The sequence below is a fragment of the Rhodococcoides sp. S146-33 genome, from assembly GCF_059489205.1.
The window spans coordinates 1,457,168-1,469,598 of record NZ_JCAJWY010000002.1 but is presented as its reverse complement, the minus strand read 5'-3'; the positions used below and the strand labels follow the sequence as shown (position 1 = coordinate 1,469,598).

The following is a 12,431-nucleotide window of genomic DNA, read 5'->3' as shown; positions in this document are numbered from 1 at the left end:
GCGGGGAGTGGCAGTCCTAGGACCTGACGGGCCCCCCGACCGACCCGTAGACGTGCCGGGTCCCGATCGGGACGATGAGGGGTCGATCGGACATCGGGTCTTCGATCACGGCGGCCTCCAGGCCGAACACGTCGAGCAACAACTGCTCCGAGATGACATCCTGAGGTCGGCCGGAGGTGACGATCTGCCCCTGCTTCATGACGATCAACCGATCGCTGTAGCGAAGGGCCAGATTGAGATCGTGCAGCACCATCACAATCGTCCGGCCGAGCTCCGCGTGCAGGCGATCGACGAGATCGAGGACCTCGATGGAGTGTGCGAGATCGAGGTACGTCGTCGGCTCGTCCAGCAACAGGATGTCGGTGCCCTGGGCCAAGGCCATGGAGATCCACGCTCTTTGGCGCTGACCGCCCGAGAGTTCGTCGACGGGTCGGTCGGCGAGATCGCCTACTCCGGTCAACTCGAGTGCGTTCGCCACCTCGGCCTCATCGTCGGAGCTCCACTGCCTGATCCACGATTGGTGCGGATGACGACCACGTGAGACGAGGTCTGCGACGGTCAGACCTTCAGGGGCGGTCGGTGCCTGCGGCAGCATTCCGAGAGTTCGGGCAACTTCTTTGGTCTTCATCGAGGAGATCGCTCGGCCGTCGAGCATCACACTGCCGGCCTTGGGCTTGAGCAAGCGACCGAGCGAACGCAGGAGCGTGGACTTCCCGCAGCCGTTGGGTCCGATGACCGTGGTGATGACTCCGGTGTGAATTTCGAGGTCGAGATGCTCGACGATGGTGCGATCGCCGTAACCGAGGCTGAGGTCCTGCGCGATCAGACGCGAGGGGTGGCTGGTGGTCATACGGAAGCCTTTCGATTACTGCGCACGAGAAGGTACAGAAGGAACGGCCCGCCGAGGGCCGAAGTGACGATTCCGACCGGGAGTTCGACCGGCAGAATCGTTCGAGCGATCAGATCGCTCGCCACGACGAGCAATCCACCGAGTAGTGCCGACGCAATGATCGGCGGGCCAGGCGTTCGCAGGATTCGGAGTGCGATCTGCGGCGCTGCCAGCGCAACGAATCCGATGGGTCCGGCCGCGGCGGTCGCGATGGCGGCGAGTGCGACGGCAGCCAGGAGCATCATGGCCTGGCTGTGTTGCAGGCGTACTCCGAGCGATCGCGCGTTGTCGTCGCCCAGGCGTAACGCGCCGAGGGTGAACGTCGCGATGACGGTGCCACCGCCGACGAGTACGACGGCAACCGCGACGGGCCAGACCGACGCCCAGTTGGCACCGTTGAGCGAGCCGTTGAGCCAGACCTGAGCGCGTGAGACATCGTTGATGTCGGCGCTGATCAGTAGCCATCCGATGACGGCAGTGAGCATGGCGTTGACGGCAATTCCCACCAGAATGAGCCGGAAACCGTCCACACCTTTTCGCCAGGCGAGGGTGTAGATCGCGATTGCGGTGAGCACACCGCCGATCAGAGCCGCGAGCGGCAGGCCCAGAGTAGCGAGCAGACCGCTGAAGCTGCCGCCTCCGCCGAGCACGATCAATGCGACGGCTGCGGCACTGGAACCGGCGGTGATACCGAGGATGTCGGGGCTGGCGAGCGCGTTGCGGGAAATAGACTGGGTGATGGCCCCGGAGATACCGAGCGCGGCTCCGACGAGGAGGCCGGTGAGAGATCGAGGCAGCCGCAGATCCATGACGATGAACCGCTCGATCCGCGAGCCGCCCCCGAGGAGTACGTCGAGAACCTGCGCGATCGACAGTGGAAAGTCACCACGTCCGATGTTGATACACATGACCAGCACGAGGGCTGCCGCCAGCAGGACGGTGGCGATGACCATCAGCGGTCGTCGGACCAGAGAGATCGGGCCGAGTCGAAACGCGGGACGGGCGCGAACGAGGGCCTTGTCGGACGACGGCGGTGTGGCGTGCAGGTCGGTTGTCACAGGCCGACCAACTTCCGGCGCCGAACGAGAGCGATGAAGAACGGCGCGCCGATCAGGGCCAGAACGATGCCCACCTGGAGCTCACCCGGGCGTACGACGACCCGTCCGATCACGTCGGCGATCATGAGCATCACACCGCCCATGAGTCCTGCATAAGGGACGAGCCAACGGTAGTCGGGGCCGGTCACCGCACGGGCGATGTGCGGTACGACGAGGCCCACGAAGGCGATCGGCCCACATGCTGCGGTTGCTGCGCCGGTCAGCAGCGTAATGGCCAGAATCCCGACGGTACGGGTGACTGCAATATTCGTTCCCAGTGACCGTGCGACGTCCTCACCGAGGCTCATGACGTTCAGGCCTGGAGTGCTTGCAACCGCGATGAGGACGCCGATCACGAGGAACGGCAAGACCTGCCACAACACGTCGAGGCCGCGTCCGGCGACGGATCCGACCACCCAGAAGCGGTAGCCGTCCAGACTGGTCTGATCGAGCAGGACCACGGCATTGGTCATCGCCGAAAGGAAGAATGCGACTCCGGCACCGGCCAACGCGAGATTGACCGGGCTCGATCTGCCCGACCCGATCGACGACAATCCGAACACGACGACGCTCGCCACCGCCGAACCGGCGAACGCGAACCACAGGTACTGGCTCGGCGAGGTGAACCGGAACAGATAGATGGCCATCACGACGAAGAACGCCGCTCCCGAATTGAGGCCGAGCAGGCTGGCGTCGGCCAACGGGTTGCGGGTGTGGCCCTGAATGAGAGCGCCTGCGATGCCGAGCGCAATTCCGACGACCAGTGCGAGGACAGTGCGGGGAACGCGCAGCGTGCGCACGATGATGTCGGTGTCGGTGCCCGTCGAATTCAGCAGAGCGTGAGCTATCTCGGCGAAGGTCAGGGGCCGAGCGCCGATGGCAATGCTGGCGAGAATCCCGGCCACGAGAGCGGCGACGAGTACGGCCAGCCCCAGTAACCTTCGCCGCCGAATGGCAGCGACCGAACCGTCCTTGGGAATGGGTTCGAATCCTTCTGCGGCAGCGAACTTCTCGCGCACCACCTCCGAAGACGCAGAGCCGATCATGAACTGACGACGCAGCGCTCGACGGGCACCGATCGGGCCGTGCGTGGCGGTGTCTCGCAGCGTCAGCCCAAGCCATCGCCTGCCGGTGCTCTGGCCCTCGTTGCCGTCGCGGTACCCGCGGTTCCAGACGAAAAGAGCAAGCGCGACGCATGCCGCGATCGCGCCGAACACGAAGCGGTCCGCTTGGCCGCCGCCGTTGTCGTCGCGCAGTGCGTCGACTATCGACCATCCGACGAACAACGGGACCACAACGATCAGAGCGTCGATCGTGCCCGCTGCGATACATGCGCTCCGGGGCGGCGGGCCGTCGAGCACGTTCTCGGTCCCGTACTGCTCATCGGGAGACCGGCGAGTGCCGTCGGGGCCGAGTAGCGGAGCTGTGGTCACAGTGGTCGTGACTCCTCGCTGTATCGAAGGGACTTGTTTAGGTTACGGAACCCTTGCCTTTCGTGCGCGGCGAGGTAAGGGTAGCGGTACCTGATTCCTCAACTAATCTGGTTAGGCTAACCTATATAACAAGTCGGGGTGCGATGCATCCACCGCCACGAACTTCAAGGAGCGATCAGGTGTCAGTTGCAACGGCGGCATTCTCGAGTTGGGCCGATGTTCGTCGATTCTCGAATCGATCCGATGGGACGGCCCAGTTGGCCGAGTCGTGTGAGACCCTTCGCGCGCTCAACCCCGATTACCCGCGGATGTATGCCGTGGCTGCCATGGCCAACGAAGGTAAGCGCCGGTGGTGGCAACTGGCTGTCGGTCTCACGGACGGACGTGTCGAACGGATGTACAACCGGTCGCTCGAGGATCTGGATGCGCCGGAGGCCGCTGCGGTGCAGGTGGCCACGGCCTTGATCCACGCTGTGATCGGGCGAGTATCTGCGCTGTTGGTGTTGGAGGCCCGGGCGTGGGATCCCGGCATCGACAACATGTGGATCCACATGGACAGCGACGGTGGAATCGACTGGGCGGGTGTCGCATCGCCGATCCTGAGACTACTGCCGGAAGATCCCTCGGCGGGCCAGCCCGGCACGGTCACCCTTCCGTGCGAAGAAGCCCTGTTCGTCTGGACAGCGCACCGGTGCACGACGTCCTTGCGTGCGGTGCTCAGCGCGATATCCGAGCGCGCCCCGCTCGATGTGCGCGTCTTCTGGGCTCTGGTCGGAGACGCGATTCTCGGCGCTTCGACACACGTTCCCATCCTGGCGGCAGCCAGCGCGTCGGACGGGGCTCGTCGGGGACAGATGCTGCTGGACGCGATGGTCGATGCCGGCGCTCCGGTCCGGTCACGCGCCGGGGTTCCCGGACGGGCGAGACTCCGAGCGTTGTGACGCTCTTGCATCCCAACTAAGGTTTGCCTATGCTGACTACGTACCAACGGATCGCGCCGGAGTCCTGAGGGCTGCAGTGACTCCCGGTCCTTGCCACGGTGGGCCTCTCGTTCGTCACGAACGGGAGGCCCACCGATTTTCGTGGGTCGACCGTCGTGTAATTCTGATGGAAAGTCGGCTGCACATTCGGCCGAGATGTTTCGACGCAACCGGAGGCAGTGCAATGACGGACTCGAACGGCACCACGGAAGAGACGCCTTTCGACGCCTTGACGCCGGAACAGTTGACCGAGCTGTGTCACCGCGGATTCGACGGAGTCGTCGGTCTGAAATACCTCGAGGTGTCCGGCGACGACGTGCGCGCGGAGTGGGCAGTGACACCGCAGCTCCATCAACCCGCCGGAATCATGCACGGCGGCGTCCTGTGCGCGGTGGTCGAATCGGTGGCCAGCATCGCCGGCTCGGCCTGGTTCGGCTCGCGAGGACACGTGGTCGGCGTCAACAACAACACCGATTTCCTGCGCGCCACACGATCGGGAACCTTGACCGCACACGGACATCCGATTCATCGTGGACGCACCCAGCAGCTGTGGCAGGTGGACATCTCCGACGAGACCGGTCGCTTGGTAGCGCAGGGCAAAGTCCGGTTGGCAAATATCGAAAACACTGCACATCTGGGACAGTGATGCCCATGACGGGCCACAATCAGAATCCGGATTCACCGGTCACCGCGCTGACCTCCGACGCTGTCGATCGTCTCGAGTCACTCTTCGTACCCATCGACGAGGACTTGGCGCAGCACTATCCCGGGGACCGAATCGGCGGGCAGCCTTCCCACACCGTGTACGTCTCGGCGGCGGATGCCTCGGCGAATGTGCCCGCCGAATGGGGCACTGCAGCGTCGGCGATTCTGGACGCTCACCCCGAGGCATTTGCCGAACTCGACACTGCGAACGTTCTTCCGGTGGTTCGTGAGCGATTGAGCACGGCCCCCATCCAGGACCTCCGAATCGATTTCGAGGACGGCTACGGATGGCGTTCCGACGTCGTCGAGGACCGGCATGCAACCGCAGCGGGTGCAGCGTTGGCGGCGCTGGCGAAGGATTCCGACGGTCCTACCTGGTTGGGTATTCGCTCCAAAGGGCTTGCAGCACACGAGCGCAGGCGTGGAATTCGCACCCTCGAGCTCGTTCTCGACGGGGCCGGGGGAGTGCCCGACGGTTTTGTGTTCACTGTGCCCAAGCTGCGTGCTGTCGGTCAGGTGGATGCGGTGGTCGCGTTGTGCGAGGAGGTCGAGCGAGCGCACGGACTACCCGATCGCGCCCTGCGTTTCGAGTTGCAGATCGAGAGTCCCCAGGCGGTGATCGGGGCCGACGGTACGGCGACTCTCGCGCGGGCGATCACCCGTGCGGACGGTCGTTGCACGTCGTTGCATTACGGAACCTACGACTACAGCGCCGCATGTGGGATCACCTCTGCGCAGCAGTCGCTGGCACATCCGGTGGCGGACCACGCGAAGAATGTCATGCTGGTGGCAGCCGCGCAGACCGGAGTGTGGGTGTGTGACGGCTCGACCCAGGTTGTTCCTACCGGCAATCCGGAACAGGTCGCGGCGTCGGCGCGTCGGCATTTCGAGCTGGTGACGAGGTCTCTCGAACGCGGCTTCTACCAGGGGTGGGACATGCATCCCGGGCATCTGGTGACGCGATGGCTGGCCACTTTCGGTTTCTTCCGCCACGCTATGCCGGTCGCGGCTGCTCGACTCGGGGGTTACCTCGATCGTCAGGGCGGTGAGGTCATGGACGAGCCCGCCACCGCGCAGGCCTTGGCCGGCGTGCTGGTGCGTGGCCTCGACGCCGGTGCGTTCGGCCTCGCCGACGTGCAGGCAATTGCCTCGAGAATCGACCGAGACGTTCTGCGGGGACTGCTCGATCGGTCGGTGACCGTGCCCCTCGGGTGAGGCGCAGTGGCGCACTCCGCTGCCGGGTCGCCGCGCGCGTGTCAGAATTGCCGAGCACCATCACCGATCGGGACGGAGAACTCCAATGCGGTTGTCTCCGCACGAGCAGGATCGACTGCTCGTCAGCTATGCGGCCGAGCTCGCTCGGCGTCGTCGGGCTCGCGGACTGAAGCTCAATCACCCCGAGGCGATCGCGGTCATCACCGATCACCTTCTCGAGGGGGCCCGGGACGGCCGATCCGTTGCGGACCTGATGTCCTCGGGGCGCGAAATTCTCACCGCCGATGATGTGCTCGGTGGGGTTCCGGAGTTGCTTCCCGAGGTGATGGTCGAAGCTACTTTTCCCGACGGTACGAAGCTGATCACGGTGCACGAGCCCATCTCACCCAAGCGAGGTGACGGTCACCTGATTCCCGGCGAGATCATCACCGTCGCAGGGGACATCGAGATCAACGAGGGTGCCGAGGTGATCACGATGACCGTCGTGAACGGTGGAGATCGGCCGGTCCAGGTGGGCTCTCACGTGCACTTCCCACAGTCCAACGCCGCCCTGCAGTTCGATCGTGAAGGTGCACACGGCCATCGCCTCGACATTCCGGCGGGCACAGCGGTGCGTTTCGAGCCCGGCATCGAACAGACAGTTCGGCTCGTGCCCCTCGGTGGCACGCGCGAGGTCCACGGTTTGAGCATGACACCTCCCGGAAAGTTGGACAGCTGATGGCGCGTCTGAGCCGTAGTCGATACGCACAGTTGTTCGGCCCCACCACGGGTGATCGAATTCGATTGGCAGACACCGATCTGCTGATCGAGGTCACCGAGGACCGCAGCGGCGGACCGGGCAACGCGGGGGAGGAAGCGGTCTTCGGCGGGGGCAAGGTGATCCGCGAATCGATGGGTCAATCGCGTGCCACCCGCGCGGACGGAGCTCCCGACACGGTGATCACCGGGGTGGTTGTCGTCGACTATTGGGGAATCATCAAGGCCGACCTCGGTATTCGCGACGGGCGCATCGTGGCATTGGGCAAGGCCGGCAATCCCGACACCATGACCGGGGTTCATCCCGATCTCGTGATCGGACCCTCGACCGAGATCATCGCGGGCAACGGAAAGATCGTCACTGCCGGCGGCATCGACTGTCACGTCCATCTGATCTGTCCGCAGATCAAGGAAGAAGCTCTCGGCGGAGGTATCACCACCGTGATCGCCGGTGGCACCGGACCGGCCGAGGGGAGCAAGGCCACCACGGTCACCCCGGGGGCATGGCACCTGTCTCGGATGCTCGAATCTCTCGACGACTGGCCGATGAACATCGTGCTCCTCGGCAAGGGCAACACCGTCAACTCCGATTCCATGTGGGAGCAATTGCGTGCCGGCGCATCAGGATTCAAGTTGCACGAGGACTGGGGTTCGACGCCCGCTGCGATCGACGCGTGTTTGCGAGTGTGTGACGACGCCGGTGTGCAGGCCGCGCTCCACTCGGACACGCTGAACGAGGCCGGCTTCGTCGAGACCACTCTCGCGGCGATCGACGGCCGCGGAATTCACGCGTATCACACCGAAGGCGCGGGCGGCGGGCATGCACCCGACATCATCACCGTGGCTGCGCAAGGTCACGTGCTGCCGAGCTCGACCAACCCGACGCGTCCCCATACCGTCAACACCCTGGACGAACATCTCGACATGCTGATGGTGTGTCATCACCTCAGTCCGTCGATTCCCGAGGATCTGGCCTTCGCCGAGAGCCGTATTCGGCCGTCGACCATTGCGGCCGAGGATCTGCTGCACGACATGGGTGCGATCTCGATGATCGGCAGCGATGCGCAGGCAATGGGCCGGATCGGCGAGGTCGTTCTGCGCACCTGGCAGACGGCGCACGTGATGAAGTCTCGTCGGGGCTTCCTGTCCGGAGACAACGGGGCCGACAACAACCGCGTCATGCGGTACGTCGCCAAGTACACGATCTGCCCGGCCGTGGCCCACGGGCTGGACGATGAGATCGGTTCGATCGAGCCGGGGAAATTGGCCGATCTGGTTCTGTGGGACCCGGCGTTCTTCGGCGTCCGTCCGCACATGGTCATCAAGGGCGGAATGATCGCCTGGGCGGCCATGGGCGATGCCAACGCGTCCATTCCGACACCGCAACCCGAGCTTCCGCGACCGATGTTCGGAGCCTCGCCCAAAGCAGCTGCAGCCACCTCGCTGCATTTCGTCGCTCCCCAGGCAATCGAAGATGGACTCGCCGGCCGCCTGAACTGCGATCGCCGGCTCGTGCCGGTCAAGAACGTCCGCAGCATCAGGAAGTCCGACATGGCTCTCAACGACGCGATGCCCGACATTCAGGTGGATCCGGACACGTTCACGGTGCGCATCGACGGCGACGTGTGGAAAGAACAGCCGGCAACCGAACTGCCGATGGCGCAGCGATACTTTCTCTTCTGATGACGGCTGCTCGTCTGCAGGTGACAACGCTTCTCTCGCTTGCCGATTCACGGCTGCCCACCGGTGGACACGTGCATTCCGGTGGAGTGGAGGAGGCGATCGCCTCGGGTTTCGTCCGAGATATCGCGACACTCGAGGCTTTCTTGCGACGTCGTATCAAGACCTCCGGTGCCACCATGGCGTCGGTGGCCGCAGCGATCGTCCACGGCTCGCTCGGCACGGCGGACGCCGACGCCGAGTGCGACGCTCGGACGCCGTCCCCGGCGGCCAGGTCCGCGTCACGCGCACAGGGTCGCGGTCTGCTTCGATTGGCCAAATCGGCGTGGCCGCTTCATGATTGGACATCGATCGGCCGTAAGCCGCACCTCCCCGTGGCTGCAGGCCATGTGGGGCTCGCGTGCGGGCTGTCGGTTGCCGACACAGCGGCCGTGCAGGTGTACATCACCATGACCGGTTCGGCGATCGCGGCGCAGCGTCTGCTGGCGCTCGATCCGGCCGAGGTTGCCGCATGCACCATCCGCCTGGGCGACTTCTGTGACGATGTGACCGCCTCGGTGTGCGAGTGCCTACCCGAGCTGATGGAGTTGTCGGATCCGTTGCTGGACATGTTCGCCGAAGCCCACGCCGTCCGCGATCGTCCGTTGTTCGTATCCTGAAAATTGCGATCCACTGATTCGCCCGACTGTTCTCGAACGACAAAGGAGATGTCATGCCCCCGCACCTGATCGACGGTGAGCCCCACGACCACGGACTGGATCGCCCCAAACGCGCCCGGGGGGCAGGGGAGGCGCTGCGAGTGGGAATCGGTGGACCGGTCGGTTCCGGGAAGACCGCTCTGGTGGCTGCCCTGTGCCGCCAGCTGCGCGACGAGCTGTCGCTTGCCGTTCTGACCAACGACATCTACACCACCGAGGACGCGGACTTCCTGCGTCGGCATGCGGTGCTGCCGGACGAGCGCATTACGGCCGTTCAGACAGGTGGGTGCCCGCACACTGCAATTCGTGACGACATCACCGCCAATCTCGACGCCATCGACGACCTGATCGAGAACAATCCGCCTCTGGACCTCATTCTGGTCGAGTCGGGTGGAGACAATCTCACCGCGACGTTCTCGTCCGGTCTGATCGATGTACAGATCTTCGTCGTCGACGTCGCGGGCGGCGACAAGGTGCCGCGCAAGGGTGGTCCGGGTGTCACGTTCTCCGATCTGTTGGTCGTCAACAAGACAGATCTGGCTCCGTACGTCGGGGCCGATCTGAGTGTGATGGAGCGCGATGCGGCACAGGTGCGCGAGGGCCGACCGACTGCGCTGATCTCACTCACCGACGATCCGGCCGCGACCACGGTACTCGCGTGGATTCGCGAGCAGCTGAAGGTCATTGCCGACGCCGACGCACATGCCCACACGCACTGAGCGTCGATGCACACCGAGCTCTGCATCGATGCGAGCCCGCATCGCAGCCCACGCATCACCTCGGTCGGCGGACTTGCCGGACGGCAGACGGGGCCGGATACGGTCCACCTGATCGGAACCGCCGCAACGCCACTCGGTGGTGACACGATCACCGTCAGAATTTTTGTGGCGGCCGGCGCGCACCTGGAGGTCCGCAGCGTCGCGGCGTCATTGGCGATGCCCGGTGGGCAGCAGCGTCATTCGTCGGCGCAGTGGCACGTCGAGGTCGGTGCGGGTGCGTCTTTGATCTTCGATCCCGAGCCGATGGTCGTTGTCTCGGACGCATCGCATTCGGTGGTCAATACTATTGCGCTGCAGCCGGATTCGACGCTGTGGTTGCGCGAGCGGACGCAGATCGGGCGTTTCGAGGAGGCGTCGGGCAAGTGGACCAGTGCGATGCGTTGCGACGTCGGAGACAGTCCGTTGTTGCGCCACCGAGTGGAGCTGGGCGACGGATCGGTGTCGCACGACGCGTTGTCGGCTCCGCTGTCGATGGCCAGTACGTTGCAATACCCCGATGCTCGCGCGTCCGAAGTCGATCTACGCGGCGGAACCGTTCGGTTGGCCCTGGCAGGAGGCGGCTCGCTGACTACCTCGGTGGGCCGCCGCCTACCGGCCGCTGGACCGGATCAGTGAGTTCGCGGCTCGCGAAACGACAACGCACCGGCGGCGGTTTTCGCCGGCCGGTGCGTATCGCCGATAGTTGTGGTTCAGCTCGCTGTCAGCCTGCTGCCTCTTCGCGTTGCTGCTCCAACTCTGCGGTGCGCTTGTTCACGTCACCGGCGCGTTCGATCGAGTTGAGTTGCTCGATGGCCAGCCTCGCGAACACCTGCTGCTCGGTCGACGCCATCTGAGCGCGACCGCGGCCGAGGAAGGTCACGAACCAGGAGATGACGGTGGTGATTCGACTGCGGTAGCCCACGAGGTAGTAGAGGTGCAGCGCAAGCCACATCAGCCACGCGATGAATCCACCGAACTCGAGCTTCCCGACCTTGGCCACCGCGTTGAAGCGCGAGACCGTTGCCATCGAACCCTTGTCGAAGTACTTGAACGGGGCCCGCTGGGCGGGATCGTCCTGGCCCTTGACCGACGCCTTGATCAGTTTGGCCGCGTAGGTCGCTCCCTGAATGGCACCCTGCGCCATGCCCGGCACATCCTTGACCGACATCAGGTCGCCGATCACGAACACGTTCGGATGGCCCTTGACGGTGAGATCCGGTTCGACCAGCACGCGTCCGGCGCGATCGGTTTCCGATCCGGATTGGTCGGCGAGCTGCTTGCCGAGGGGACTGCCCTGCACGCCTGCAGACCAGACCTTGCACTGCGACTCGATGCGACGCGTCGTGCCGTCCTTCTCCTTGACGGTCAAGCCGTCATTGTCGACGTCGGTGACCATCGCGTTGAGCTGGATTTCGACGCCGAGCTTCTCGAGCCGCTCGGCGGCCTTGCGGCCGAGCTTCTCGCCCATCGGCGGCAGCACGGCGGGCGCGGCGTCGAGCAGGATGACGCGGGCGTCGCGAGGATCGATGTTGCGGAATGCTCCGTCGAGCGTCCGGTCCGCAAGCTCTGCGATCTGCCCGGCCAATTCGACGCCGGTAGGGCCTGCCCCGACGACGACGAAGGTCATGAGGCGGTCTTTCTCCTCTTGATCGTCGGAGAGTTCCGCCTGCTCGAACGCACCGAGGATGCGTCCGCGGAGTTCGAGTGCGTCGTCGATGGTCTTCATGCCGGGCGCGAACTCGGCGAAGTGATCGTTGCCGAAGTAGGACTGCTGTGCTCCGGCCGCGACGATCAGGCTGTCGAAGGGAGTGACGGTGATGCGCTCGAGCAACTTGGACGTCACCGTCTTGGCTTCGAGGTCGATGTTCAACACGTCGCCCAGCAACACCTCGGCGTTCTTCTGCTTGCGGAGAATGACGCGGGTGGTCGGAGCGATCTCGCCGACGGACAGAATGCCCGTCGCGACCTGGTAGAGGAGCGGCTGAAAGAGGTGGTGCGTCGTCTTGGCGACGAGGGTGATGTCGACGTCGGCCTTCTTGAGCGCCTTGACGCCGAACAGACCTCCGAACCCGGAACCGATGACGACGACACGATGACGCTTCGATTCGACCGGTTGGATGCTCATTACCTGCTCCCTAGACGTTGAGATGTAAGCACAACGGTAGCCGCCATCCTTCGCGGCGTCTCGGCGAGGTGGCTGTACCGGTACAGAGCCGGGAG

At 64.6% G+C, this 12,431-nt stretch carries 12 protein-coding genes; 8 read left to right on the top strand and 4 right to left on the bottom strand.

The genetic code is table 11. The features are described from left to right. Positions 1-16: 16 nt before the first annotated feature. The 3 genes from AC5WEY_RS15265 to AC5WEY_RS15255 are packed head-to-tail and all read right to left on the bottom strand — an operon-like array spanning position 17 to position 3,419. Entirely contained in the window at positions 17-850 is an 834-nt protein-coding gene (locus tag AC5WEY_RS15265; RefSeq protein ID WP_057479380.1) for an ABC transporter ATP-binding protein, read from the bottom strand. Then, the gene (locus tag AC5WEY_RS15260) at positions 847-1,947 is read right to left on the bottom strand and encodes a FecCD family ABC transporter permease (protein ID WP_495646456.1); all 1,101 of its coding nucleotides are present in this window, start codon (positions 1,945-1,947) and stop codon (positions 847-849) included. The genes AC5WEY_RS15265 and AC5WEY_RS15260 overlap by 4 nt, the downstream gene beginning before the upstream one ends. Beyond that, positions 1,944-3,419: a FecCD family ABC transporter permease gene (locus AC5WEY_RS15255; protein ID WP_082521171.1), complete on the bottom strand. Its 1,476-nt coding sequence runs from the start codon at positions 3,417-3,419 to the stop codon at positions 1,944-1,946. The genes AC5WEY_RS15260 and AC5WEY_RS15255 overlap by 4 nt, the downstream gene beginning before the upstream one ends. Positions 3,420-3,598: 179 nt before the next feature. Between AC5WEY_RS15255 and AC5WEY_RS15250 the strand changes: the two genes are divergently transcribed. From AC5WEY_RS15250 to AC5WEY_RS15215, 8 genes are all read left to right on the top strand, one after another. Continuing rightward, positions 3,599-4,360, top strand: coding sequence for a hypothetical protein (locus tag AC5WEY_RS15250; protein WP_495646455.1), 762 nt, complete (start codon positions 3,599-3,601; stop codon positions 4,358-4,360). Positions 4,361-4,583: 223 nt separating this feature from the next. Beyond that, positions 4,584-5,045 (top strand): PaaI family thioesterase, encoded by a 462-nt coding sequence (locus AC5WEY_RS15245; RefSeq protein ID WP_495646454.1) that lies wholly within the window; start codon positions 4,584-4,586, stop codon positions 5,043-5,045. 5 nt (positions 5,046-5,050) lie between these two features. Beyond that, positions 5,051-6,319 (top strand): DUF6986 family protein, encoded by a 1,269-nt coding sequence (locus AC5WEY_RS15240; RefSeq protein WP_495646453.1) that lies wholly within the window; start codon positions 5,051-5,053, stop codon positions 6,317-6,319. A gap of 85 nt (positions 6,320-6,404) precedes the next feature. Continuing rightward, complete coding sequence (locus tag AC5WEY_RS15235) at positions 6,405-7,037, top strand: urease subunit gamma (protein WP_495646452.1); 633 nt, start codon at positions 6,405-6,407, stop codon at positions 7,035-7,037. Next, the gene (locus AC5WEY_RS15230; RefSeq protein WP_495646451.1) at positions 7,037-8,758 is read left to right on the top strand and encodes an urease subunit alpha; all 1,722 of its coding nucleotides are present in this window, start codon (positions 7,037-7,039) and stop codon (positions 8,756-8,758) included. Before AC5WEY_RS15235 ends, AC5WEY_RS15230 begins: the two co-directional genes overlap by 1 nt. Next, entirely contained in the window at positions 8,758-9,414 is a 657-nt protein-coding gene (locus AC5WEY_RS15225) for an urease accessory protein UreF (protein WP_495646450.1), read from the top strand. Before AC5WEY_RS15230 ends, AC5WEY_RS15225 begins: the two co-directional genes overlap by 1 nt. 53 nt (positions 9,415-9,467) lie before the next feature. Further along, positions 9,468-10,172, top strand: coding sequence for an urease accessory protein UreG (ureG, locus tag AC5WEY_RS15220; RefSeq protein WP_495646449.1), 705 nt, complete (start codon positions 9,468-9,470; stop codon positions 10,170-10,172). 6 nt (positions 10,173-10,178) lie between these two features. Further along, positions 10,179-10,847 carry an urease accessory protein UreD gene (locus AC5WEY_RS15215; RefSeq protein WP_495646448.1) on the top strand — a complete coding sequence of 223 codons (669 nt, stop codon included), beginning with the start codon at positions 10,179-10,181 and terminating at the stop codon, positions 10,845-10,847. A gap of 85 nt (positions 10,848-10,932) precedes the next feature. Here the strand turns inward: AC5WEY_RS15215 and AC5WEY_RS15210 are convergent, their stop codons facing one another. Next, complete coding sequence (locus AC5WEY_RS15210; RefSeq protein WP_495646447.1) at positions 10,933-12,336, bottom strand: NAD(P)/FAD-dependent oxidoreductase; 1,404 nt, start codon at positions 12,334-12,336, stop codon at positions 10,933-10,935. Between the last annotated feature and the right edge of the window lie 95 nt (positions 12,337-12,431).

Coding starts and splice junctions, on each gene's coding strand:
- AC5WEY_RS15265 (WP_057479380.1), bottom strand. CDS start 850: ATGACCACCAGCCACCCCTCGCGTCTGATCGCGCAGGACCTCAGCCTC.
- AC5WEY_RS15225 (WP_495646450.1), top strand. CDS start 8,758: ATGACGGCTGCTCGTCTGCAGGTGACAACGCTTCTCTCGCTTGCCGAT.
- AC5WEY_RS15235 (WP_495646452.1), top strand. CDS start 6,405: ATGCGGTTGTCTCCGCACGAGCAGGATCGACTGCTCGTCAGCTATGCG.
- AC5WEY_RS15210 (WP_495646447.1), bottom strand. CDS start 12,336: ATGAGCATCCAACCGGTCGAATCGAAGCGTCATCGTGTCGTCGTCATC.
- ureG (WP_495646449.1), top strand. CDS start 9,468: ATGCCCCCGCACCTGATCGACGGTGAGCCCCACGACCACGGACTGGAT.
- AC5WEY_RS15215 (WP_495646448.1), top strand. CDS start 10,179: ATGCACACCGAGCTCTGCATCGATGCGAGCCCGCATCGCAGCCCACGC.
- AC5WEY_RS15240 (WP_495646453.1), top strand. CDS start 5,051: ATGACGGGCCACAATCAGAATCCGGATTCACCGGTCACCGCGCTGACC.
- AC5WEY_RS15230 (WP_495646451.1), top strand. CDS start 7,037: ATGGCGCGTCTGAGCCGTAGTCGATACGCACAGTTGTTCGGCCCCACC.
- AC5WEY_RS15245 (WP_495646454.1), top strand. CDS start 4,584: ATGACGGACTCGAACGGCACCACGGAAGAGACGCCTTTCGACGCCTTG.